The organism is Treponema denticola (assembly GCF_024181645.1).
In the GTDB taxonomy this organism is placed as follows: Bacteria; Spirochaetota; Spirochaetia; order Treponematales; family Treponemataceae; genus Treponema_B; species Treponema_B denticola_A.
This window is the reverse complement of record NZ_CP058624.1, coordinates 289,986-313,320: the sequence shown is the minus strand read 5'-3', so window position 1 is coordinate 313,320 and position 23,335 is coordinate 289,986. Positions and strand designations below refer to the sequence as shown.

General features: G+C 37.7%; 23 protein-coding genes and 1 tRNA gene. 3 read left to right on the top strand and 21 right to left on the bottom strand.

The window, feature by feature from the left end; all coding sequences use genetic code 11:
- Nucleotides 1-17 precede the first annotated feature (17 nt).
- Nucleotides 18-767: a 16S rRNA (guanine(527)-N(7))-methyltransferase RsmG gene (gene rsmG / locus HO345_RS01470; RefSeq protein ID WP_253683506.1), complete on the top strand. Its 750-nt coding sequence runs from the start codon at nucleotides 18-20 to the stop codon at nucleotides 765-767.
- Here the strand turns inward: rsmG and HO345_RS01465 are convergent.
- The 18 genes from HO345_RS01465 to htpG form a co-directional block, all read right to left on the bottom strand.
- The gene (locus HO345_RS01465; protein ID WP_253683505.1) at nucleotides 764-1,441 is read right to left on the bottom strand and encodes a metallophosphoesterase family protein; all 678 of its coding nucleotides are present in this window, start codon (nucleotides 1,439-1,441) and stop codon (nucleotides 764-766) included. The genes rsmG and HO345_RS01465 overlap by 4 nt on opposite strands.
- 112 nt (nucleotides 1,442-1,553) lie before the next feature.
- Nucleotides 1,554-2,117, bottom strand: a complete 564-nt coding sequence (locus HO345_RS01460; RefSeq protein WP_253683504.1) for a hypothetical protein — start codon at nucleotides 2,115-2,117, stop codon at nucleotides 1,554-1,556.
- A 264-nt stretch (nucleotides 2,118-2,381) separates the two neighbouring features.
- Complete coding sequence (locus HO345_RS01455) at nucleotides 2,382-2,804, bottom strand: PIN domain-containing protein (protein ID WP_253683503.1); 423 nt, start codon at nucleotides 2,802-2,804, stop codon at nucleotides 2,382-2,384.
- Complete coding sequence (locus HO345_RS01450; protein ID WP_253683502.1) at nucleotides 2,788-3,021, bottom strand: hypothetical protein; 234 nt, start codon at nucleotides 3,019-3,021, stop codon at nucleotides 2,788-2,790. The genes HO345_RS01455 and HO345_RS01450 overlap by 17 nt, the downstream gene beginning before the upstream one ends.
- 91 nt (nucleotides 3,022-3,112) lie before the next feature.
- On the bottom strand, nucleotides 3,113-3,817 hold the full coding sequence (locus HO345_RS01445; RefSeq protein ID WP_253683501.1) for a pseudouridine synthase: 705 nt from the start codon (nucleotides 3,815-3,817) through the stop codon (nucleotides 3,113-3,115).
- A 34-nt stretch (nucleotides 3,818-3,851) separates the two neighbouring features.
- On the bottom strand, nucleotides 3,852-4,403 hold the full coding sequence (gene scpB, locus HO345_RS01440; protein ID WP_002672067.1) for an SMC-Scp complex subunit ScpB: 552 nt from the start codon (nucleotides 4,401-4,403) through the stop codon (nucleotides 3,852-3,854).
- On the bottom strand, nucleotides 4,387-5,163 hold the full coding sequence (locus HO345_RS01435) for a segregation and condensation protein A (RefSeq protein ID WP_002692957.1): 777 nt from the start codon (nucleotides 5,161-5,163) through the stop codon (nucleotides 4,387-4,389). Before HO345_RS01435 ends, scpB begins: the two co-directional genes overlap by 17 nt.
- A 57-nt stretch (nucleotides 5,164-5,220) precedes the next feature.
- Entirely contained in the window at nucleotides 5,221-6,465 is a 1,245-nt protein-coding gene (gene recA / locus HO345_RS01430) for a recombinase RecA (RefSeq protein WP_253683500.1), read from the bottom strand.
- Nucleotides 6,466-6,593: 128 nt separating this feature from the next.
- Nucleotides 6,594-7,538 (bottom strand): hypothetical protein, encoded by a 945-nt coding sequence (locus HO345_RS01425; RefSeq protein WP_253683499.1) that lies wholly within the window; start codon nucleotides 7,536-7,538, stop codon nucleotides 6,594-6,596.
- Nucleotides 7,539-7,564: 26 nt separating this feature from the next.
- On the bottom strand, nucleotides 7,565-8,572 hold the full coding sequence (locus tag HO345_RS01420) for an NADH:flavin oxidoreductase (protein WP_253683498.1): 1,008 nt from the start codon (nucleotides 8,570-8,572) through the stop codon (nucleotides 7,565-7,567).
- A 64-nt stretch (nucleotides 8,573-8,636) separates the two neighbouring features.
- Nucleotides 8,637-10,418, bottom strand: a complete 1,782-nt coding sequence (locus HO345_RS01415; protein WP_253683497.1) for a hypothetical protein — start codon at nucleotides 10,416-10,418, stop codon at nucleotides 8,637-8,639.
- Nucleotides 10,411-11,346, bottom strand: a complete 936-nt coding sequence (locus tag HO345_RS01410) for a hypothetical protein (RefSeq protein ID WP_253683496.1) — start codon at nucleotides 11,344-11,346, stop codon at nucleotides 10,411-10,413. Before HO345_RS01410 ends, HO345_RS01415 begins: the two co-directional genes overlap by 8 nt.
- A 94-nt stretch (nucleotides 11,347-11,440) precedes the next feature.
- On the bottom strand, nucleotides 11,441-11,833 hold the full coding sequence (locus HO345_RS01405; protein WP_010698847.1) for a PUR family DNA/RNA-binding protein: 393 nt from the start codon (nucleotides 11,831-11,833) through the stop codon (nucleotides 11,441-11,443).
- 29 nt (nucleotides 11,834-11,862) lie between these two features.
- Entirely contained in the window at nucleotides 11,863-13,716 is a 1,854-nt protein-coding gene (locus tag HO345_RS01400) for a phosphoglucomutase (protein ID WP_253683495.1), read from the bottom strand.
- 34 nt (nucleotides 13,717-13,750) lie between these two features.
- On the bottom strand, nucleotides 13,751-14,434 hold the full coding sequence (locus HO345_RS01395) for an MgtC/SapB family protein (RefSeq protein ID WP_253683494.1): 684 nt from the start codon (nucleotides 14,432-14,434) through the stop codon (nucleotides 13,751-13,753).
- Between the two features lie 40 nt (nucleotides 14,435-14,474).
- Nucleotides 14,475-14,556 (bottom strand) — tRNA-Leu (locus tag HO345_RS01390).
- A gap of 104 nt (nucleotides 14,557-14,660) precedes the next feature.
- On the bottom strand, nucleotides 14,661-15,050 hold the full coding sequence (locus tag HO345_RS01385) for an Hpt domain-containing protein (RefSeq protein WP_253683493.1): 390 nt from the start codon (nucleotides 15,048-15,050) through the stop codon (nucleotides 14,661-14,663).
- Between the two features lie 74 nt (nucleotides 15,051-15,124).
- Entirely contained in the window at nucleotides 15,125-17,047 is a 1,923-nt protein-coding gene (gene htpG / locus HO345_RS01380) for a molecular chaperone HtpG (RefSeq protein WP_253683492.1), read from the bottom strand.
- A gap of 464 nt (nucleotides 17,048-17,511) precedes the next feature.
- Between htpG and HO345_RS01375 the strand changes: the two genes are divergently transcribed.
- Both HO345_RS01375 and HO345_RS01370 read left to right on the top strand, forming a co-directional pair.
- A complete protein-coding gene (locus HO345_RS01375; RefSeq protein WP_010694919.1) occupies nucleotides 17,512-17,721 on the top strand; it encodes a hypothetical protein in 210 nt (69 codons plus the stop codon).
- Nucleotides 17,722-17,873: 152 nt separating this feature from the next.
- A complete protein-coding gene (locus tag HO345_RS01370; RefSeq protein WP_253683491.1) occupies nucleotides 17,874-20,024 on the top strand; it encodes a methyl-accepting chemotaxis protein in 2,151 nt (716 codons plus the stop codon).
- A gap of 76 nt (nucleotides 20,025-20,100) precedes the next feature.
- On the opposite strand, the gene HO345_RS01365 is transcribed toward HO345_RS01370, so the two are convergent.
- The 3 genes from HO345_RS01365 to HO345_RS01355 are packed head-to-tail and all read right to left on the bottom strand — an operon-like array spanning nucleotide 20,101 to nucleotide 23,170.
- On the bottom strand, nucleotides 20,101-20,880 hold the full coding sequence (locus HO345_RS01365; protein WP_253683490.1) for a TPM domain-containing protein: 780 nt from the start codon (nucleotides 20,878-20,880) through the stop codon (nucleotides 20,101-20,103).
- On the bottom strand, nucleotides 20,874-21,941 hold the full coding sequence (locus HO345_RS01360) for a TFIIB-type zinc ribbon-containing protein (RefSeq protein ID WP_253683489.1): 1,068 nt from the start codon (nucleotides 21,939-21,941) through the stop codon (nucleotides 20,874-20,876). Before HO345_RS01360 ends, HO345_RS01365 begins: the two co-directional genes overlap by 7 nt.
- 20 nt (nucleotides 21,942-21,961) lie before the next feature.
- The gene (locus HO345_RS01355) at nucleotides 21,962-23,170 is read right to left on the bottom strand and encodes an SPFH domain-containing protein (RefSeq protein WP_253683488.1); all 1,209 of its coding nucleotides are present in this window, start codon (nucleotides 23,168-23,170) and stop codon (nucleotides 21,962-21,964) included.
- Nucleotides 23,171-23,335 lie beyond the last annotated feature (165 nt).

Genomic DNA, 23,335 nt, shown 5'->3' with positions numbered 1-23,335 from the left:
GAAACAGGCTTTAAGAAATGGACACCGATAAACTTTTATCAAAGAGCCTTTTATCAGATGGTCTTCTACTAAAGGGCTTAAAAGAATTAGGCATAAACGAAAAGGCTCATAATAAGCTCTCTGAACTTTTAAACATTTATATGCGGGAACTTAAAATGTTTAACGCCTCATTTAACTTGGTGAAGGTTAAGGACGATGAAGAATTAATCGTATCCCATGTTTTAGATTCCCTTTCGGCTTGGCATTTTTTTTATAACGAAATCAAAAATACCGAAAACAAAGCCGCAAGTAAAAATGATAATGAAGCCCCCATTACAAAAGAGACTTTTTACATTGCCGATGCCGGAACCGGAGCGGGCTTTCCCGGAGTCCCCCTTGCGGCTCTCTTTCTTTCTTTAGGCAATTTAGATGTAAAACTTTCTTTAATCGAAAGAATGCAAAAGCGATGCACATTTTTAGAAAACGTCAAGGCTGTTCTCCAATTAAATAACACCGAGATCATCGAAAGCGAAGCTGAAAAAGCCCCTCAAAATAAATTTGACATTGTAACCTGCAGAGCCTTCCGCACCTTGGATAAGCACATTCTAAACACCCTTTTAAATCTTGCAAAGCCTAAGGGTAAATTATTTTTATACAAGGCCATGGAAGAAAAAATAAACGAAGAAACGGAGCTTATCAAAAAAGAAGGTCTAAATTATAAAATAGAAAAACTTGATGTTCCTTTTTTAAAAAAAGAGAGACACCTTCTCATAATCGAAAAACCTTAATCTAAGGTTTTTAATTCTACCGAAACTTCAAAGCCCTTTTCGGTTTTTGTAATCTCGGCAAGAGCATAGCGGCCTTCCATCAGGGCACCGGGATTTACCAAAACAGTTTCCCCGATTTTATCTACCGCAAAGGACTCGTGAATATGCCCCGACACAACCAAAAGCGGCTTATGTTTTTCGATAAAGGCAGTGATACCCTTTGAGCCCACATGAACCATGGGAGCCACCTTATCGACCTTAGCCCCATGCGGAGGATTATGACAAACCAAAACCAAGTTACCGGCTTCGGTAATATTTGCTTTTTCAAAGGCATCAGTCAAGTCTTTTACAAGCTCTTCATCGGTTCTTTCGTAGGGCGTAGTGCCTGTAAATTTGCTTCCGCCCCCTGAACCAGCAAAGATAAGCCCTTCAAAATTTTTTACCTCGCCCGTAATCGAAACACCGGCATCTTTTAATTTTTTTTCAAACTCCGGTTCATCGCAATTCCCCAACACGGCAAAAATGTTTTTATGAAGCTTTAAAAGTTCGTTTAAAAAAGGAGCCCCCGTTTCAATCTTTTTAAAAGCAGCAAAGTCCCCTCCGAAAATAATGGCATCAACCCCATCGGCAACAGGTTTTATTTTTTTTAGTTTTTCAATATCCCCATGCCCATCAGAAATAATCAATAACTTCATAAGTATTAAACCCTCCTAAATCTGTTTGCGATGTTTTTCATAAGTCTTTAAGACTTATGAAAAACTCGACGGTCTAGCCTAAAAATCAAATTAGATTTTTATATTATGCCCATTATACATTATTTTTGGGAAATGGTATATGGGAGAGAAAAGACGGTTTAGGATGCAAGCTGCTATCTATACATTGATTCGATAACTTAGTATGACAGTACCTGCATACAAAGGACTGTAAAATATGCTCTATTACGGCTGTAATTTTCACCCTTTGCAATTTTGACAGTCTCTGGTGTATATTTTTAATGTAAAAATTTACAGCAGTGTTAATTCGGATGTTTTCGTTTTTAATCGGGGCTTTGATCGAAACGACTCGGCTTGTGTCTTCTTTTTTTGCCAATACAATATACTTGCAGGGTGTGCCGTTATATGGGTCGGTCTTAGGGTAATTTTTTTTAAATTCCCGCAGCCGCTCTATTACTTCTTCCCGTTTACCCATGCAGGTCTTGACACCGGCTTGATCAAGTGCTGCATCGTCGTTTAGTATCAGGCTCTCTACAAAACCGATAATTTCGGGAAAAAGGGGCTGAATACTCTGCTCCGCATAAAAACCCATATACCGGGTCTGCATAAAATATCTGTTTTCGGCGTTATGATATGTTGAAAAAATAGATTTGTTCATAGTATAAAATCCTTGCAGCACACAGCCGCTATGCGCAAGTAAACGAGTGTGTGTATGCGCCAGTGAATAGTGAATGCCCCAAAATAAAACTTATTTTCCCCGAAGTAAAATTATAAGAAAGTTCTTCCAAAACAATTTGCTTTTCACCCCCCCCGCAGAATAGCTTTTAGAAATTGATTTTAATTTTATATCGTGCATACTTATATTTTAAATGCAATAATTTGAGGTGTCAAGTTGATTTTGGAGAATAAAAGGAAAAATATTTTATAGGTTTTTATTGTTAAAACTACCTACAAAATCTTTAGGGGAAATTATTGGTATAGAGGATCCTTTAAAATCAGATATATTTCTGGTAATAATTGCATCAAACCTATGAGATTCAGCCACTGCATTCTGTACCGAATCCTCAAAATCATCCCAACCTGAGTCAATAGCTAAAATAATTTCTTGTTCGGAAACATCTGCAATATGAACAATTTTTAAAAGTCTTTTTATCAAATCTCTAACTATTTCCTTGTCTCGTAATTCTTTATAAGCAATATAATAAATATCCGTAATAGTTGCTGCTGAAACATATTTTTTTACATCCTTATCCGAAATATTTAATACGTCAACAGCATCCTGTACAAACAAAACTCTGTTTAATAATACATCCAGCAAAACATTTGTATCAATCAGCACTCGCATATTTTTTAAGTCTTTCCTCTCTGTATTCAGCAAGAGACTTACCTGCATCAGGAATTGCCCCAATAAGAGATTCAACTATATCAAGTTGAAATTCTTTAATTGGAGCTGACTGAGCAACCGTATAAGTTACGATAACTTCCTGACCTTGCCGAAGTTGAACAGGAGAATCCAATACTATCCGAGTGCCTTTATAATAGCCTTTTACAGTAGCCAACATCTCTCACCTCCATACTATTTAATTATACAATATTTTAATAAAAAATTAAAGGCTCTTAAGATTTTCTTGTACACAAATATTAAAAATACCCTTACCCCAACAACCCTTTAATCTCTTCATAAGTTAAGGGGCGGTGTTTGCCGGAGGGGAGGTCTGATAGGCGTACGCAGCCTATTCTGACCCGCGTCAGTTTTTTTATTTTGATATTAAAGAATTTTAAGACTCGGCGGATTTCGCGGTTTTTGCCTTCAATTAAAACTATGCGCATTTTGTTTTTAGATATGCGTTCTGCCGAAAGAGCCTTATAAAAAACACCTTCGATACGCACTCCTCTTAAAAATTTTTGAAGAACCTCATCGGGGTATTCAAAGACGGTTATTACCTCATATTCTTTTTCAATTTCGGAAGAAGGATGCTCAACCTTTGCAGAAAAATCTCCGTCATTTGTGAAAAGAATGGCTCCGCCGGAAAGCATATCCAAGCGGCCTATATTGTAAAGCCTTTCGGTATAGGCATCTTTTAAAAGAGAGGCGGCGATGAGCCTATCTTTTTCATCGGCCAATGAACAAACGTAGCCTTCAGGTTTATTCAATAGAATATACCGTTTTTCGGTCTCGGGGAAAATTTGTTTTCCGTCAAGACAAATTTTTTCTTTACCCGAAACTTTTGTGCCGAGTTCGGTTATTATTTTGCCGTCAACGCTTACCCTTCCGTTTAAGATGAGATTTTCAGAAGCCCTTCTTGAAGCTACTCCGCAGCGGGCTAAATAAACTTGAAGTCTTATTTCGTCTATCATAAAAATTAAAAGATTCTCTTAATCGAAGGTTCTCTTATCGAGCAAGCTCAAACCGTTCTCTTTCGGTTTCATCGAGTTTAGGCAGGTCGGCAATGCTGTTAAGCCTGAAGATTTTTAAAAATTCCTTTGTGGTGCCGAACATTGCAGGCTTCCCGGGAACATCCTTTTTGCCGACTTCTTTTATAAGGTCCTTTTCAATAAGGAGGCGGATCATATTGTCGGCGGAAACTCCGCGGATAGCTTCGATTTCGGCCCTTGTTACCGGCTGGGAATAAGCGATTATAGAAAGTGTTTCCATGGCGGCACGGGAAAGGCGGCCTTCATTTTTTTTACCGTAGCGGTCTTTTAAATGTTCCCACAAATCTTTTTTCGGCATTATCACCCAGCCGCCCATCATTTTGGCAAGTTCGATTCCGCTTTGGGGAGAAGCATAGGATTCCTGCAAGGCCTTGATGGCATCGCTCACGATTTCGGGCGAAAGCCCTGAAATTTTACAAAGAGCTTCATCGGTTAAAGGGTCGCCTTCCAAATAGAGGATAGCTTCAACCAAGGAGATTTCTTTTTCCAAATTATAATTCTGAACCATTATCTTGCTCCCACGGACGTATTTTTATATCGCCGAACATTCTGTTTTGCCAGATACTTGCCATCTTAAATTTAACGGCTTCTAAAATTGCCATAAAGGCACAGACCACATCCATTAAATTACCTTTGCGCACAATCAAGTCGGTAAACATACACTCACCCTTCTTTTCCAAAAATTCGTTCATAAGGGTAATCTTCTCGTTTACCGAAACTTCTTCATAAAGGTCTAAGATGTGTTCGGCCTTATAATTGGACATTAGCTGAGAAAAGGTTTTTAAAAGATCCCAAGTATCGACCCGCTCCCAAAGTTCTTCTTCTCCAAAAGGCAGGGCATGCTGAATCTTTTTTCTTTCAAAAAACCATTCCGCTTCGCTTTCTTTTTCTTCCATCAACTCGGAAAGTTTTTTGTACTTTTGATATTCGATGAGCTTATCGACCAGCTCGGAACGCGGGTCTTCGATGTCTTCATCATCAACCGAAACCTCAACCGGTAAAAGCATTCTGCTTTTTATATAAATTAAATTCGCGGCCATCGAATAAAAATCGACAAGGTTATCCAAATCGGGTTCAATTGCATAATCAAGGTATTCCAGATATTGCTCGGTTATTTCTGCAATCGGAATATCGTAGATATTTACCTCGTTTTTATTTATCAAAAAAAGAAGAAGATCCAATGGGCCTTCAAAATTATGCACCTTAAATTCCGTATTGGAATAACTTACTTCCTGCGTATCAATCTGACTTAAAGCTTGTGTACTCATTATGCCGCTCCTCTTTTATTGTTCGGCATTTTTTTAAAAAACTCAAATTTTTAAAACTTAAAAAAGACTGTCGTCAGCCGAAAGGCCTACAGTTTCAGTTTTTTTTGTCTTTGAAGCAGAGGATTTTTCTTCGGCAGCATCATCCGCTTCTTCTTTTTTAGCTTTGGAAGCTGCGTCCTTTGAGACGTCTTCTTTTTTAAGAGCTTCTACAGCCTTTTCTTGGGCTTCTTTTTGTTCTTTTGTTTTTTCGACAAAACTTGAAACATAAGGTCTGCCCGGGAAAAGTTTTTCTCTCAATTCTTTTTCAATCTTTTGAGCTATGTCGATGTTTTCTTCCAAGAATTTTACGGCATTGGGTCTGCCTTGCCCGATTTTGTCGTCCCCGTAAGAATACCATGAGCCGCTCTTGCCTATTATCTCTTGTTTGACGGCAGAATCCAAAAGGCTTCCGTATGGACAAACACCTTTCCCGAAAAGGATTTCCATTTCAACCTTTCTAAAAGGAGGAGCGACCTTGTTTTTTACAACCTTTACACGAATCTTATTTCCCCATGCTTCATCCTCGTCCTTGCCGAGAGTTTCAATTTTCCGTACATCCAATCGGACGGAGGCATAAAATTTAAGGGCATTTCCTCCCGTGGTTGTTTCGGGGCTTCCGAACATAACACCTATCTTCATTCGGATTTGGTTGATAAAGATTATCATACAGTTGGACTTACCTATAATGGCAGTAAGTTTTCTCAAGGCTTGGCTCATCAAGCGGGCCTGTAAGCCCATGTGAGAATCTCCCATTTCTCCGGCAATTTCTGCCTGAGGCGTTAGGGCTGCAACCGAGTCAATTACTATTATGTCAACTGCTCCGGAGCGTACAAGGCTTTCTGCTATTTCAAGAGCCTGTTCTCCGGTATCTGGTTGGGAAACCCAAAGTTCATCAATGTTTACTCCCAAGGCTTTTGCATATTGGGGATCCAAGGCATGTTCGGCATCGATAAAGGCGGCTATGCCTCCCTGCTTTTGTGCCTCTGCGACGGCATGAAGAGCTATCGTAGTCTTACCCGAAGATTCTGGGCCGAATATTTCGATAATTCTGCCGCGGGGATAACCGCCGATTCCCAGAGCTTCATCCAAAAGAATGCTTCCCGAAGGAATAATTTCTATGTTTCCGATAGCGGAATTATTCCCTAACTTCATCAAGGAGCCTTGCCCGAATTGTTTTTCGATTTGAAGACGGGCAGCCTCCAGAGCCTTTAACTTATCATCCGGGTTTGCAACTGCCGGTGTTTCATTTTTTGCTTTTGCCACAATATTCTCCTATAAAAAATTTTTGTAGGAAGCCTCAGCTTCCGAAAAAAGTTTTCTTGTTCTACTAATATTGTATAAATAAAAAAGATTCTTTCTCCTTTTTTTAAAAAAAAGTTTTAATTTTTTTATTATACCCATTCCAGCTTTTTAAATCTAATCTCAGCCTTATAAGACGAAACAAACATCATAATGGTACAAAATATTAAAATACCGCCGTTAATTCCCAAATCTTTTAATAAACTTGCTTTTAAATCGGGTTCTTCAAAAATTAAAGAGCCGAGTTCTTTAAAAGCTTCAGAAAAAGCTACATCAAATTTGACCCGCACCATATCATAAAGACGCCAAGCATATTCCAAATATGTTCCGGCAATCAAACCTGCCGCTAAAATTATAAACATAAAGACAAGGGCCTTTATTGTTAATTTTCCGGCTAACTTTTTGTATAAATTTGAAGCACCAATGGATAATAAAGCCGGAACCAGCCAAACATAATAACCGGCTCGCCCTACCAAAGCATATAAACCTATGCCTACAATGGCAACTCCAATAATACCTAAAATTCCTAATAAGAAATTTTCGCTTTTTTCCTTGTCTGCTTCTTTTTTAAATTTTAAATCCATCCCGAGGTCTTGGAATTCGTTTTCGGTTAAAAATAAATATTCGCTTCCAAACTTTGCAAGTTTTACGGAACCGTCATCTTTACCGCTGACAAAACCTCCGCTTTGATAATTATTTTCTTTTAAGATAGGAATAAGAATACCTGTAATCCGTTCGAAGAACTCTTTATTCTTTTCGTTCTCTTTTGATGCCGTCAGGGCACTGAGCATCTTATAATTGATAATAATCCTAGCCTTTTCAACATTGAATTTTACATTCTTTAAAGCGTTAAGAGGTTCCAATAACTGAGCCAAAGCAGCTTCATCACCATCTTTATAAGCTCCAAAAGAAAGTTTACATTCTCTTGCAGATAAATCTACATCACAGACGCAATAAAATCCTTGGTATCGTCCGGAATATCCTTTTTTATGGCTTTTAAATCCATACACTTCTTCTAAAAAGGAAAAAATTTTCATCTCTATATCTCCAAATCTTTTTAATTTTAGCCTTCCAATTTTTGTTTTGCCTTTTTAGGCCAGCCGGAATCATTTAGAAGAGCCCGTCCTACACCGATTAGATCGGTTTTTCCTTCCTGCAGAATTTTTTCGGCAGCTTCGGGGCTTACAATTCCTCCGGTGAGAATTACAGGTACCCCCACTTTTTCTTTTACGGCCTGAGTTATGCGGCTGAACCATCCTTCTTCTTCAAGTTCGGGATTGGTATATCCGCAAAAACCTCCCGAAATATCAAGTAAGTCAACACCAGATTTTTTAAAAAGAAGGCAGGCCTCTACGGAATCTTCAAGGGAACTGCCTCCCGAAATATAATCGCAAGCCCCTAAACGGACTGCAATTAAAAAATCGGGCCCGGTTATTTTCCGAATGGCCTCTATAATTTCTATATGAAGTCTTGTTCTGCCTTCGATAGAAGAGCCGTTGTATTTGTCTGTTCGTTTATTCATAATAGGCGAAAAAAACTGGTTCAATAAATAGCCGTGGGCCGAATGTATTTCCACACCGTCAAGGCCGGCTTCTTTTGCACGCCTTGCAGCCTGAACAAAATCGTTTATAACCTTATCTATATCTTCCTGTGTCATCGCACGAGGCAGCTCATAATCAGAAGCCTTACGCGGAATCCTAACAGAACTTGAACTTAACACATCATATCCGGTTATTTCATGATGAGCTGCAGCACCTGCATGGGAAATCTGAGCTATTACCTTCGCTCCGTTTTTATGCAAAACGGAGGCCAGTTTTTTAAAACCTTCTATTGTAGAATCATCTGAAATAGAAAGCTGACCGGCACTAGCCTTTCCTTGGGGACTTACATAAGAGTGTTCTATTATTACAAGCCCCACATAAGAGTCTTTCGTTTTTTCATCATAATAATTGCAAAGAGCCTGGCTCACAATTCCGCCTTCGTCTGCCTTTTCGGAAGCCATAGGAGGCATTACCAATTTTGTGTTAAGCTCTATATTTTTAATTTTAAAACCGGAAAATAATAAAGACATTTTAAAGCCTCCCTAAAATCATATTCGGTATTCTATCATAGTTTTCAAAGAATTGTAAGGCCTTTTATTCCGAACGCTGATAAAGAAGCATAATAATCAGAAAAATAAGAGCTATGACAGGCAAACTAAAAATTATAAGAGATACATATCTAGGCGTCAGACAAACAAAAAACGCAATTTGCAGTTTGAAGATATATCTAAGAGTTTCCATCAAGATGTAAGATAAAAACGGACAAAGGGGTGAAAATAAAAATAAGCGTTTATTTAACCGCCTGCCCGGCGAAACTCTAAAGCGCCAAGCCAATATAAGCACAAGTAAAGAAACTATCAATAATAAAAGAGGTTCAGTCAAACGGTATAGCACCTCGCTCAAATAGGCTTCTTTTTTTAAACCGTACTTTTCGGCTATCAAACTAAAATAGTACAAATCGGATATCGTCATAGCCGAAGGTCCGCTCACAGACTTTTCAATTAAAATAAAATCAGCCATGGTCATGGGAAGTAAAATATTATGAACATTTTCCCTTGGAAGTTCTCCGGTCAAAACCTTGGGGTAAACGGTATTTTCTTCAGAATATCTATCAACCGAACAAATCTGAAGCATTAACCTGTTTTTTCCTTCACCGTCTACAAATTCTATAAGTTTTGCATAAGGAATAATTATAGACCATTTTTCGGTATTGGATATTCCTAAACGTGTATATAAAACATTCATAAGATATATTTCATTACGTAAAGAGGAACTTCCATGAGATATTCCATGTATTTTTATTACGGCAGATTCATGGCTATGCTCTCCGACGGTAAAACTTATGTCTCCCCTCATTATAAAGTTAGGAATATTTTCAAGCTCATCGGTAAAAAATACATTTTTTTCAAGCTCAATCCGAGACAGCTTTAAAAACCGTTCAACCTCAGGGTCTTTTTGATCGGGATTTGAAGTCCGCATAGACGAATCACTTTGTAAGAAGGAATAATAAGCCCTTATATAATCTCCTCGCTGTAAAGCTTCATAGGCTGCCTTTTTACTTTTATATAAGGCAATAGAGGGAGCATCTTTATATGAAGTCAAGCCTTTTTCAACTTCGGCCCAAGCCCGCACCGCAAGATTTTCTGCATCAATTTTTAAAGGATTCCCATCCTGAAAAGTTTGCATAGCAAGTTTTGCATAATAATGAGCCGTATAAAAATCGAATGCTAAAGCTGCTCTTTCCGCTCTTTTTAAGGCCGCTTCGGCAGTCATATTGCTCACATTATCTTCAACCGAAAGGGTTTTCCTTAAACCGGAATCGGTGTTAGCGATGGAAAGTTTTTCTTTAGCAATCTTAATCTTTTCATTCAGCTTCATAGCTTCTTCCGACTGGGGCCATATGCTTAAAGCCCGCCCGATATGATCTCCGGCTTGACTATAGTCATTTCTATCATAGGCTTCTTTTGCAAGTTTAGTATATTCTTTATGTGTAAGAGCTTGATAAACGGATCGCGATTGGTATTCCATTAAAATAGGCTTAACAACCTCGGCCAAAACTACATAGAAAGATAAAACGGCAAGAGAAAAAATAAAAAAATGCTGAATAAAGCGAATCATAGCGGATGACCGCCTCTGCATTTTTGCAGGTCCGAATTTCCCGAAGATAATAGGATAAGCAAAGATTAATGCAGCCGTATAGATAACGGGAAAATAAAAAATAAACAATAATATCGATTCACGAATTTTCCATGAAAATAAAGATACCGGCAGAACGGTTTCTTTTATGGGCATAAAAAAAACATAAGCAAAGGAAGCAACCAGACCAAGTAAAAAGTGAACAAAAAGGTAAGGAAAAAATCTCGAAATTCTATGCATCAATATCCCCCTCGCTAAAGTCCCCTAAGCTATCGGGAATGAAAGTATCAAATTCTCCGTTTGTTTTATCGCCTTTTTTAGGCTTAACCGGTTTCGGCATTTTAATTTTAGGAGCTTTAGGTTTCTTCACTTTAGGGGCCTTTATTTTTTGTTTTTTAATCCTTTGTTTTTTCGGCAATTTTTTTGCACGCCTTACAAGCAGCAATATCGATGTATAAATAAAAAACACTAAGGCTGAAAGACAAAACAAAATAGGCCTTATCCAAAACCTCAGGATTTCAAAAGGAAGTATATCCTCTATGCTCAGCATAAAGTCATCAGTCCGTATATAACTATAAGCATAAAGTATTAAGATTAATAAAAGCGGTAAAAAAGTAAAATTGACTATTTTCCATTCAGTTATTGTTGTAAATATCCAAAGAGAAAATATAAGCAAAAAAATCGATCCCGAAAAAATAAGATAGGATGTGTAAGAAGCTTTATACTGCCCATATATATCATGCACAAATGGGCGGACTATGCTGCCGGCAGCCTGAACAAAGGCAGGCTGTTCTATAAAAGTTTCCAGATGCTTATCATCAATTAACACCTTCTCTTTTGAGTTAAAGGCCTGATTTATTTTTTCTCCCTGAGAATATACAAGAGGAATAATTAAAGCAAAAAATAAAGCAAATGTTATAATCAAGGTTAAAAAAGAAAGGCCGTAGTGTTCGGAATGTCTCATCATAAAAACATAGACTGCGAATATCGAAATAATACAGGCTATGGGAAGTATCAGATAAAGGCAATGTAAAAAGGCAGAGAAAAATATGCCCGATACATCTCCATACATCAGCGACTGCCAAATTCCAACCGATATAGAAAATGCTAAAACAGCTAAAACAAAATTTGAGATAAACACTAAAGGTACAAGCAGCCAATTTTTCATATAACGTTTATTTTATCATAAAACAGGCGATATAACAAGGTACAAGCAACTCAAATACAAAATTACAGACCAACTTTCTGTTATCTTAACAGCCTCAGCGGGTTTTCTTTTTTATTACTTTTTTTACCCTTGATTTTTCCCCGTCCTTCTTTTCGGTACTTTGTCCCTTGGAAGCACGTGGCTTTGCAGGCTTATCGCTTTTTTCGGCAGCCTTTTTTGCATCGATAACCTTCTTCGCCTTAGCCTTTGCTTTTTCCTTTCTGTTTTTTTCGATAAATTCTATACATTTATCCAAGCCCTGCAAAAAAGGCCTCATTTCATCTTCAAAAACGACAACGGCATGGCGGTCAAAGCCAAGCCCCTCAGAAACCTTGCTTTCGACAACCTGTAAAAAAACATCGCCTTTTGTATTTTCTTTAACATTAAAAAAATAAGTCCGGTTTTCTGCCGAAACCTGAGTTGTAAAAAGTTCACCTCTAATTCCCATAATTCTCTCCAATAATAATTCTTTTTAAACTATGCGCCTAAATCGGCATGTCTTACCATTTCACCCTGCCATTCAACCAAGTATTTTTCATCTTCAACGGACAAACCTCTTATATCGGCCATTATTCTGAATATAGGCTCCGTTCCGGAACCCCTCATCCAGATAAATGCTACAGGTTCATCTTTTGAATTATAAAACTGAATTTTAAGACCGCCCTTACCCGAAACCGAAAAGTCTTTAAGGTCTTCTGTCTGCTTTGTTCCGTTATTTGAAAAACTGCGGTACCTTACAATACCGAACCTGTTTTGAAGTTCATCTTTCTTTTTAGCCCATTCTTCTTCAAATATCTTTTGATACCTGCCCTTTAGAAGAGCATGATCCTCAGTACGAATTTTTAAAATAGCTCTTTTTTCTCCGGTGGGAGTTGTTGTATATTGAGGCAGAGTTTTTAAAATATCGGTCAAGGTAAAATCGGGTTTATATTTATCCATTTGCTTTGACTTTTCGCACCAAATATGGAAAAGCCCTTTTTTCATAAATTCCGTTTTTATTAAAAGGAGTTTTAAAATTGCAAAAATGGTATTTATCGGATCCCTTACATTGGCAGGGTGGGTAATGTTTCCTCCATTTGAACCTTCTCCTAAAATTCTAACATTATAATTTTTTTCACGCAATTCGGCGGCTAGATTAACCACATTGGCCTCACCTACTTCAGCCCTAAAAACTTCAGCACCAAAACAGGCTGCAGCTTCTTCAATCCTCAAGGATGTAGGACCGTTTACAACAATTGCAGGCTTTTTATTACCTCTTTTACAATAGAAAGAATAAGCCGTTTCTGCAATCACCGAAAGAGCAAATACTTCTTGGGCTTCAAGAGGAACAGCCTTATTAAGCTCCTCATTCCAATAGATAATATTTCCGCGGTCTCCATCACAATCAGGCATATAACCTAAAAAGCAATTTTTATCCAACGGGCTTGCATCCTGATCCAAGTGAAGATGTTCCATTTTTTTTGCACAAAAATCCAGATTAGCTCCTTCAGGCAATATCCCGTGTACGATATTTCCGGGTACTTCGTTTATACCGATTAATGCTATTTCATTGTCCGTAAAAAACTGCCTGTCAATGGATGCAGCTCTTGCACTTCCATTAAAATCGGCAACTATAGAAATAGGATGACCTTCTTTTTTTGCAGCAGTAACCGCTTTTTTTAGTTTATCAAAAAATTTGTTTTGTATTTTGGGGTCAGCCGAATTTGTAATTACAGCCTTAGAATAATTATAATAAGCATCCAATGCTTCTTTTTTTACATAGACTGTCTGCATTTTTATATCTTGCAATCTTTTTAAATTATAATCATGCAGAAATTTTAAAGCAGTATCTTCGGCATCATCGGCTTTAAGTCTTTCTTTAAACATGTTGATTAAAATTTTCGCTTGATCTCCGTCAAGAACGCCCCCTGAGTCCAAGCCGAATTTAAGGCCGTTATGTCCTATCGGGTTATGACTGGCAGAAATATAAGCGAAGGCTGCACCTATCGATCTTGAATAAGCCATGATTTCGGGAGCAGCTGTACAGCCTACAACCTTTAAATCATAAGAAGTTGAAATAAGAGTTTTTATAAAAACTTCTTTGATAGCAGAACCTGTAGGGCGGCTGTCCCTGCCGATTACTATCGTCCTTATTTTAGGAAAATTTGTCTTTAAAAATTCAGCGAAGGCCAAGGCTGCATGGCATACCAGTATGGAATCTTCATATTTTATATCGGGGCTTTCGTCTTCTTCTTTTCCTGAGTCGGCAAAAACCTTCCTCCATCCTGAGGCGGATAATATCATTTTAGATAATTCGGCATTTATACTTATGCTGTTGTTTGTATCTTTCAATTAACAATACCTCTTGTTTTACCTTAAGAATTTTTTAAGTTATTTTTTCTCGCAGTACTATTGTATCTACTTCTTCGATTTTTTGAAAGTCTTCGGTCATCTTGGAAATATCCAGCTTCTTAGGAACATTTATAAAAAGGACAACCTTAGAATGTTCCTTGGGCGATTTTGACGAGCGGACATTTGTGGATACAATGGATGCAGAGTAATCCGATAAAACATTTATTATCTCCGTCATTGGAGGTTTATTTCCGTGAAAATATATTTCTAAAAATTTGTTTTGCCTTACAGGAAAAATTTTAAGTTCAAGTCTGTTTACAAGGGAAAGGGTCAGCAGGGAAATAACCGTCATCACTATTCCGGCAGTATATAGCCCGCTTCCTATAGCCAAGCCTATTCCTGCAATTACCCATATTGAAGCCGCTGTTGTGAGTCCTTTTACATTGGCTCCTATCTTTAAAATAGCTCCGGCACCTAAAAAACCCATACCTGAAACAACCTGAGCAGCTATTCTGGCCGTATCTCCATTACCGCTCATTTTGGGAAGCCAGATGGATATTATCATCATCCCGCATGCGCCCACGCAAATTAAGATATGAGTACGTAAGCCCGCCACCTGTCTTTTACCGGAACGCTCCATCCCTATACAACAACCGGCTAAAAAACTTAAAAGTAAACGAATAATAATTATTTTGTCTGTTAAAGCTCCGGCATCCATAAAAAATCCTTATGACGGTTCATTGTAGGTTTTGAAGTTTTGCCCTGAGGGGGACTTGAACCCCCATGCCGTTAAGCACTAGTACCTGAAACTAGCGTGTCTACCAATTCCACCATCGGGGCAAACAAAGGCTCATTATAGCAAAAAAAGCGGAGAGTGTCAATTATGCGGAAAATAGCTTTGTCAAACAATACGGTAAATTGATTAACAGCAATCCCTCAAAGCTTTACGCAATAACCGCTTTCATTTCTTTTAAAGTATTAGCATAATTTTCTTTAAACTTTGCAAGAAAACCGTCAAGCAATTTAATGTTCGCAGGGCTTTTAATATTTGAAGGTTCAACCAAAAACTTTTCTATATTTTTTGCAGAGTCGCCCAAGATGTTTGCACCGACCGTATAGGAACTTCCCTTTATCTTGTGAGCCGTTTTCCGTACATTTTCACGCAAAACATCATCACTTAAAACAGCTTCGGCACTTGCATTTAATAGAACTTTCAAACGATCTATCTCTGCTTCATCTTTTTCATAGGCTTCGATAAAGGTTTCAAGTAAACTCATGTAGATTTCCATGTCCCCGTCTACAAGCTCCATCGCCGCCGCTTTATCTAAATACATATCTCCTCCCCCAATAATACGAAGATAAACAGCCCTGCAGAATTTCTGCCGAGCTGTTTACCGTATATAAAAATCTATTTTAAGTTTGTCATCAGCCTGTTAAGCCTTTTTACAAAGTCGACCGGGGCCTTTAGCTCTCCGCTTTCGACCAAGAGGGCTTGTTCCAAAAGGAGGTTGGACATATCTTCTACAAATTCTTTATCTTCCGAATCCTTTAATTTTTGAACCAAGGGATGATCGGCATTTACTTCCAAAATCGGTTTTACGGCACTTGTATTAAACTGCCCCATAGCCCTCATCATTCTTTCCATCTGCAAGCTGGGATCGGTTTCGTCCACGACTATACATGAAGGAGAATCAGAAAGGCGTTTTGAAAAGCGTACTTCTTTTACCTTATCGCCAAGCACCTCTTTAATCTTTTCGAGTACGGGCTTAAAGTCCTTTTCTTTTTTTTCGGCTTCCTTAGTTTCTTCTTCGGTATTAAGTTCCTTGTCGGAGCCGGCTCTGTTTGCCGCCTTTAATTCCCATTCCTTGTATTTTCCCAATGAAGGAATAATTATATCGTCAACCTCATCGGGCATAATTAAAACTTCAAAGCCCTTTTGTTTGTAAACTTCAAGATGAGGAGATTGACGCAATGTCTTTTCATCTTCACCCGTAATGTAATAGATAGCCTTTTGATCGCTTTTCATTCTTGAAACATAATCGGCAAAGCTGGTCCACTCATCTTCTTTTACTTCGGGCGAAGTTGTCTTAAAGCGTACCAAATCGGCAAGCTCTTCCCTGTGTTCATAGTCGCCGTACAAACCCTCTTTTAAAGGGCGGTTAAATTCGGCGATGAATTTATTGTATTTTTCTTTGTCATTTTCGGCGAGCTTTTTAAACTCTCCTAAAAGTTTTTTAACCGAAGCATTTTTAATGCTTGAAAGAATTCTATTTTGCTGTAAAATTTCGCGGCTTACGTTTAGGGGCAAATCTTCGCTGTCTATAACGCCGCGTACAAAGCGGAGGTATGTAGGCAAAAGTTCTTTTTCATCATCGGTAATAAAGACCCTCTTTACAAAGAGCTTAACGCCGGGCTTATAATCCGCATGGAACATATCGAAGGGAGCTTTCGACGGCACATAAAAGAGGGTTGTGTATTCTTGAGTTCCTTCCGCCTTTGTGTGCACATAGAGTAGAGGCTCTTGAGAATCGTGCGAAAGGGATTTATAAAAGTTAAAATAATCTTCTTCTTTTAATTCCGATTTAGGTTTTTGCCAAAGAGCTCCGGCATCGTTTATCTGTTCGGTTTTAAAGGCTTCCGATTTTACCTTTCCTTTATCGTCATATTGCTTTTCGGTAAAATGAAGATAGATTGGGAATGCAATGTGATCGGAATAGGTTTTAATTATTTCTTCGATACGCCAGCGGGTAGCATACTCCGAGTCCTCATTATTTAAGTGAAGAATAACACAGGTTCCGTTTGCTCCTTCGGGTACATCATCTATTATGGGGAAGGCCGTATCGTCAACCTTTTCCAAGTCATAGGCACCCTTTCCGTCCGAAGTCCATTTCCAAACATCGTTTTCTCCGGCTTTTTTGGAAATAACGTCGATGGTAGAGGCCGCCATAAAGGCCGAATAAAAGCCTACACCGAACTGGCCGATAAGGTTTGAATCTTTTTTATCGGCTGCGGCAAGCTGATCTAAAAAAGCCTTTGTTCCGGATCTTGCTATCGTTCCCAAATTATTTTTTAGATCTTCCTCGTTCATACCTAATCCTGTATCCCGCACGGTAAGCGTATTGGCCGTATCGTCAAAACAGATGTCGATTCTGGGCTCGAATTTAATCTGCTTATAAGCCTCATCGGAAAGGGTCAAATACTTTAACTTGTCTAATGCATCCGAAGCATTGGAGACAAGCTCCCTCAAAAAGATTTCCTTGTTTGAATAAAGCGAATGAATAATGAGTGACAAAAGCTGGTTCACTTCAGTTTCAAACTTGTACTGTGCCATATCAACCTCCAAAAAAATAAGCGCAGGGATTTTCAAATCCCGAGCATTGTTTTTTTACGCACTTTCGCAATGAAATGAGAAAGTGCATATTATATCAAAAGTTTTGCCTCGTGCAAAACTTTAAAGTCAACCCAAGCGACGCCAATCTCAGGAGCTTGGGTTGACCAAACCTCCAAAATAAACCGCAAAGACGCAAAGAGCGCAAAGGGGTATTTAAAAATGTAATATTAAATAAATATATTAAAGGATAATAAATTATCGGTAAAAAGGCAAGGGGAGGAAATTTTATCCGAAAATTCAAATAATTTAAAAAAACACTAAAAAAATCTTTATTTATGCCGATACTTTAAAATATTAAAAGTAAGTGTATTTAAATGTGTACCGCAAAAGCCTTTCTATCCGAATAATTATGCAAAATCTCCAAGCTTATTAGTGTACATAATACAAAAAGTTGTAGGTCAAGCATGTATAATAAAATTCAATCTAACCAAGGGTCTAGTGTGGATGAAAATTTGTGTAAGGATAAAACTCCGGAACAGATTTTAATCGAAAAACGGGCAGAATTATTTTTAAACGCAGCAAATAAAAATCCCAAAAAGTTTATATATAGACTAAAAAGGTTTAACCCTAAATTAAAATATATCAAAACTAATTTTTATCAAAATAATAAATAAATACATATTTTTTTATAATTTTCTTCACAAAAACAGTAACTTTAGTATAAATCATACATTTTATAGCATATAATTGCAAACCTTTGAGCTTTACACTGAATTTTATTATAAATAAAAACCTCAAACCGGGTTTTTATTTGAGGGAGAATAAAATGATAAAGAATGATTCAAGGGCTATAATAAATACAAATAGACCTTATTCGGAAAAACGTAAATTTTCAATCAAAATGAAGTTATTGATAAGCGTTTTTGCCCTACTTCTATTACAGTACACAGCTTTAACCTACAAGGATTGGCTTAGTCTAAAAAGATTTTCAAAAACACAAATAGAATCAATCGCAAATATTAAATACTTGGCATTTATGGATGCAATAAACAGTTATTCCTTAACGGGAAATGCAGTTCTCGACAGTTTATCTACGAATGAAGCTGTAATTAAAGCCTTTGAAGAAAGAGACCGCCAAACTCTTTTAAAAGTCATGGAGCCAATCTATAAAAATCTAAAAGAAAAATATAACGCAAAGCAAGTTCACTTCCATACACCTGAAAGCGTTTCATTCCTAAGAGTACAAAAGCCTGAAAAATTCGGAGATGATCTTTCTTCTTTTAGAAAAACGGTTGTAAAGGCAAATGCAGAGAAAAAAATAATATCCGGTTTAGAAACGGGTGTAAGCGACTTGGGTTTCCGCGTAATTTTTCCTCTAAAAAATGAAGCCGGAAAACATTTAGGCACGGTAGAATATGGAGGAGCCGTAAATAATGAATTTATCAATAAATTCACGGAAACTTGCTCACCTAAGGTTGCAGATTACGGACTTGATATAAGCGTTTATGCCAAAACATTAAACGGCGATTATAAACTAATGGGCTCAAATTTTGAAAAGGACATAGATGAAAATCCGGAAGAAATCTTAAACAAACTAAATAATGAATTTCTTATAAAAAAATTAAACAATAAGGCAATAGCTTATTACACACTTAGAGACTTTTCGGATAATCTAATAGGTTATGTCAAATTCAGTTATAGTATTGAACAACTTATAACCGAAACAAAGATATTTTTTATCAGAACCTTGCTTATCTCAATAACAATCCTGATAATATTTATTATAATGCTTGTTATATTTATAAATAAATTTATAAATCATCCCATAAAAAACACGGCACTTATACTTAAAAATATTTCTGAAGGAGACGGAGATTTAACTGCAAGCCTTCCGATAAGAGGGAATGATGAAATTACCTCCTTATCTCATTACTTTAATTTAACGATAGAAAAAATTGCAAATTCCGTAAAAACGGTTACTCAAGATACCGAAAACATGCAGGAAGTCGGAAACGATTTAGCCGTCAATATGAACGAGACAGCGAGTGCAATATACCAAATAAATGAAAACATCTCAAGCATAAAAAAACAGATGATGACCCATGCAGGAAGTGTTATAGAAATAGGTTCTTCACTCCAAGCGATGATGAGAACTCTTGAAAATCTTGATAGTTCAATAGATACTCAAACTTCCACGGTAGATGTTTCAAGTGCATCAATCAAACAAATGGTTGAAAACATAAAAGAAGTTTTCGGCATTATTGAAGAAAATATTAAAACTCTTGAAGAACTTAAAAGTGCAACAGTAAACGGAAAAACATTGATTGCAGAAACGGTTGAATTAAGTAAGGCTGTAGATTCCAGTTCCGATATTCTTTTGGAAACAAGTGCAATCATTCAAAATATTTCGGCACAAACAAATTTGCTATCAATGAATGCAGGAATTGAAGCCGCTCATGCAGGAGAAGCAGGAAAAGGCTTTGCAGTCGTTGCAGGCGAAATCAGAAAACTTGCCGAACAATCCGGCAGTCAAGGAAAAAAAATAAACATCATGCTCAAGGATTTAAAAGAAAAGATAGATAAGGTAAATAATTCTGCCAACAGTATAGAAAAACACTTTGATAATATCTTTGCTCTTGTAGAAAAAACAAAGCAGCAAGAACATGTTATCATGAATGCAATCGATGCACAAAATGAAGGAAACAAAAATATCTTAAACACAATGAGCACGATTGATGATATAACTCATAAAATAAGAAATGTATCGCATGAGATGCTCAAGGGCAGCACATTGGTTTCCAATGAAATGAACACCCTTTCTGCAATGTCTGACCAAATAGCTAATAGCATGAATGAAATGTCGGAGGGAACAACCGAAATAAATAAGGCCGTACAAGAGGTAAATGAAATTACTCAAAAAAACAAACAGAGCATTGAAAGCCTCTCATCGGAGGTAAAGAAATTCAAGGTAAACTAGACCGACAAAAAGGATAAAAATAAACCCGATTAGAACATAAAAAGTTTTAATCGGGTTTTATAATTTTAAGTAAAACTTAAAAACTTCTTCCTCCGCCGCCGTGAGTTCTTCCGCTTGAGGATGTATGTGTAGAACTACCTCCAGAGTCTCCTCCGCTATTCGATTTAATGACGTGTGATACCGTATTGGTAGAAAGAAACACATCATCAACGGTTTCAAAAGAAACAAGACTGTTCTTTTTAATATCATAGAAGGGAGCAAAGGCAAAGGCTTCTTTGTTTTTATATTTTCTTTGTGTGCCTAAAAATTTAAAAGCAAAGCTAATAACTGCAATACCTAAACTGATTAAAATTTCCATAAACGAAAGACTGTTGTAAAACTTCCGAGCAAGAGCCTTAAGATAAGACTCTATTCCCTTGGCATAATTATTTTCTTTTAATCCTCCGTATATTAAAGAGTCTAAAAGTTTTTCAATGCTACTGTCGGTAAGAGTGCTTATCGTTTTTTCCCCATGGGTTGAAATATGCGCATATCGGCTGCCTTGAGTACCATCCCCGGTTACAATGAGTAAAAGACTTCCTTCACTTTCAGTTCCTTGACCGTAACCGTTATAGTCAAAATAATCATCGGCATAGTCTTGAGGACTTTTTTCTCCTGTAGATGAAACAATTACAATTACGGTTTCAGACCCGCTCTTTCGGGAAACTGTTTTAAGCTGTTTTTCTATTTTTTCAAAAACTTCCGGCTGTAAAACCCCGGCTTCATCTATCAAAAGTTTTTTTTCAATTTCTGCATACGAACTTAACCCTATGCAGAAAAAAATTATCAATGAGCAAATAATTTTTTTTACTACCATATAAACCTCCCGCCCAAAAGTAAGAGAGCTGCAAGGATTCCAGATATCAAACCTGAAACAAGGGCAAGTTTAGATTTGTTTAGCGGAAGCTCCCCTGAAGATTTTCCGGTTTGCCCATTTACGGCAAAGACATAGGTTTTCCCCTTATAAAGATAGGTAAGTATCCATGATGGAAGCAAAACGTAATTATAATTTTTTACGGTGTAGGAAGTATTATCCTCTTCATCTTCAAAACCTCCGCCGTAATCGGTAGAGTCTTTAATAAGGGCTTTAGTATAATCCTCTGCTCTGCCTTTTATTATAGGCTCAACATCTTCTTTTTTAATGTCGTATTGCTCCGAAAAAAAGCCGGCAAGATAGCCTTGAGAAAAATCTTTTTGGTTCTCTAACTCATATGGACTTATTCCGTTTATAAGATTTTTATCTATCTTTGTAAAAGCCAGCTCTTGAAATTTATCCAACTCAATTTTCCCCGTGCGCTCAATCTTATACTTATCCGTTTTTGTATATTCAGTATTCCCGCTTTTCCACGATGAAACCTTTAAACCTACTGCGTGATAATCAAGATCTGCAACAACATCAGCCTGCCAGTGGGGAAGATAAACGCCGGTCATTTTTTCTTGTGTACTCGTATTTTTAAAATCTGCGGGTACATATTTTTTTCCTTCTACCCAAGAAGCAAAACATTTTAAGGCATCTTTTTTATCAAGCTTAAAGGGAATAATCTTATCGGGCTTAAATTCACCTCTGAGTCTTTCGGATAAGACTACAGGGCTATGACAATAATAACAAAAAGCCGCACTTGAAGTTTCTCCTGCCACGACTTCCGCTCCGCAGTTGTTGCAGTGATACTGTTTTACGGATCCATTATTTCCGCTTTTACTTTCGGAAGAAGAGGAACCTTCAGAACCTCCCTTTTTTGCTTTTAGCCCTTCCATGTAGCGGGTAATTTCTTCTTCTGTATAACTTGAAAAACAATAATCACACTTAAAACCTCCGGCCGCCGGTTTAAAACTTATAGGCGCACCGCAACCCGGACATTTATAATTTTCAACACTCATATCTTTCTCCAATATGTTGGCTATAGTTTTGTTCCGCACTCAGGACAAAATTTTGCTCCAGCCTTTACTTCCGCACCGCATGAAGGGCAGCCGCTTCCTTGAGGTTTAGGAGTTCCGCATTCGGCACAAAACTTTCCGATATTTTTATGACCGCACTCGGTGCAAAACCATTCTCCTGCTGCCTTAACTCCGGCACCTTGTTGTTGCCCTGCTCCTTGAGCGGCTTGATTCATTTGCATCTGCTGCATATTGGTTTGACTTGCCTGTCCCATAAAACCGCCTGCCGCATTCATGCCCATACCCATGCCCATAAAGGCCATTCCGGCTCCTGCCTGATTTGAACCTGCCGCTTCCATACCGCGGGCAATAGCGCCTTGCACATAGCCTTCACGTACACCGGGATCGCCGAGCATAGCTCCCTTATTGCGCATATTGATAAGTTCTTTAGATTCATCATCGTAGGAGATACTTGCAATACCGACTGAAAGCACCTCCATTCCGCGTAATTCCTTCCATGAATCATCCAGAATCTCGGACATGTGTTTGCTTAAAACCGTTCCCTTTGAAGGAATAAAGGAAATGCGCTCGCCTTCCATAGACATTTGGCTTATGGCAGCCTGTAAGGCTTCTAAGAATTCGCTCAAGTATTGTTCGTTTATTTCATCAATGTGAACATTTTCGGCATCCCGAGGACAAGCTTCTTTAAAAAACTTTATCGGATCGGTTATTTTAATCGAATAATTTCCGAAGGTACGCAAAAACAATTCCGCATTATAGAAGTTGTCAAAGTATTGCAGAGGGTTGGGAGTGCCGAACTTAATGCCCTTGATCTCCTGTAAATTAACATAAAATACTTCCTGCTTCATCGGGGTTGTACCGCCGAATTTAAAACGGCTGAAGGTTTCTTTTAGGGCATCTCCGAATTGACCGCCGAATAGGGAGGGTGACGCCGAATTTTCAACCTTAAAATATCCCGGCTCCGCCGTATAATCGACAATCTTTCCCCCGTCCACCAACATCATAAACTGGTTTTGATTTACATGAATAATAGAACCGTTTGAAACAATATCGCTTGAACCCTTTTTGTTTGTGTTCCGTTTGTCCGTGCGGACGGCAACTCCTTTTGCAAGGACAACGCCCTCACCCATATCTCCTGCTTCAATAACTTCGAGCCATTGATCGGCCAAACCGCCGCCCACGGCTCCAACTGCTGCTGCTATAAGCCCCATAATTATCTCCTTTAAATTTAAACTTATATAATTATGATATAACAAAAAAGTCAAAATATCAATATTAAAATAATATTTATTGACAATAGCAGCCTTGCCGTATTCGTCTACTTGTTTTTATGCACAAAATCGGCTAGTATTTAGATTATACAAGAGGCCTAAAAC

Excerpts from the sequence above, each read along its gene's own strand:
- rsmG (WP_253683506.1), top strand. The coding sequence starts at position 18 with ATGGACACCGATAAACTTTTATCAAAGAGCCTTTTATCAGATGGTCTT.
- HO345_RS01465 (WP_253683505.1), bottom strand. The coding sequence starts at position 1,441 with ATGAAGTTATTGATTATTTCTGATGGGCATGGGGATATTGAAAAACTA.
- HO345_RS01460 (WP_253683504.1), bottom strand. The coding sequence starts at position 2,117 with ATGAACAAATCTATTTTTTCAACATATCATAACGCCGAAAACAGATAT.
- HO345_RS01455 (WP_253683503.1), bottom strand. The coding sequence starts at position 2,804 with ATGCGAGTGCTGATTGATACAAATGTTTTGCTGGATGTATTATTAAAC.
- HO345_RS01450 (WP_253683502.1), bottom strand. The coding sequence starts at position 3,021 with ATGTTGGCTACTGTAAAAGGCTATTATAAAGGCACTCGGATAGTATTG.
- HO345_RS01445 (WP_253683501.1), bottom strand. The coding sequence starts at position 3,817 with ATGATAGACGAAATAAGACTTCAAGTTTATTTAGCCCGCTGCGGAGTA.
- scpB (WP_002672067.1), bottom strand. The coding sequence starts at position 4,403 with ATGGTTCAGAATTATAATTTGGAAAAAGAAATCTCCTTGGTTGAAGCT.
- HO345_RS01435 (WP_002692957.1), bottom strand. The coding sequence starts at position 5,163 with ATGAGTACACAAGCTTTAAGTCAGATTGATACGCAGGAAGTAAGTTAT.
- HO345_RS01425 (WP_253683499.1), bottom strand. The coding sequence starts at position 7,538 with ATGAAAATTTTTTCCTTTTTAGAAGAAGTGTATGGATTTAAAAGCCAT.
- HO345_RS01420 (WP_253683498.1), bottom strand. The coding sequence starts at position 8,572 with ATGTCTTTATTATTTTCCGGTTTTAAAATTAAAAATATAGAGCTTAAC.
- HO345_RS01415 (WP_253683497.1), bottom strand. The coding sequence starts at position 10,418 with ATGCATAGAATTTCGAGATTTTTTCCTTACCTTTTTGTTCACTTTTTA.
- HO345_RS01410 (WP_253683496.1), bottom strand. The coding sequence starts at position 11,346 with ATGAAAAATTGGCTGCTTGTACCTTTAGTGTTTATCTCAAATTTTGTT.
- HO345_RS01405 (WP_010698847.1), bottom strand. The coding sequence starts at position 11,833 with ATGGGAATTAGAGGTGAACTTTTTACAACTCAGGTTTCGGCAGAAAAC.
- HO345_RS01395 (WP_253683494.1), bottom strand. The coding sequence starts at position 14,434 with ATGGATGCCGGAGCTTTAACAGACAAAATAATTATTATTCGTTTACTT.
- HO345_RS01385 (WP_253683493.1), bottom strand. The coding sequence starts at position 15,050 with ATGTATTTAGATAAAGCGGCGGCGATGGAGCTTGTAGACGGGGACATG.
- htpG (WP_253683492.1), bottom strand. The coding sequence starts at position 17,047 with ATGGCACAGTACAAGTTTGAAACTGAAGTGAACCAGCTTTTGTCACTC.
- HO345_RS01375 (WP_010694919.1), top strand. The coding sequence starts at position 17,512 with ATGTATAATAAAATTCAATCTAACCAAGGGTCTAGTGTGGATGAAAAT.
- HO345_RS01370 (WP_253683491.1), top strand. The coding sequence starts at position 17,874 with ATGATAAAGAATGATTCAAGGGCTATAATAAATACAAATAGACCTTAT.
- HO345_RS01365 (WP_253683490.1), bottom strand. The coding sequence starts at position 20,880 with ATGGTAGTAAAAAAAATTATTTGCTCATTGATAATTTTTTTCTGCATA.
- HO345_RS01360 (WP_253683489.1), bottom strand. The coding sequence starts at position 21,941 with ATGAGTGTTGAAAATTATAAATGTCCGGGTTGCGGTGCGCCTATAAGT.
- HO345_RS01355 (WP_253683488.1), bottom strand. The coding sequence starts at position 23,170 with ATGGGGCTTATAGCAGCAGCAGTTGGAGCCGTGGGCGGCGGTTTGGCC.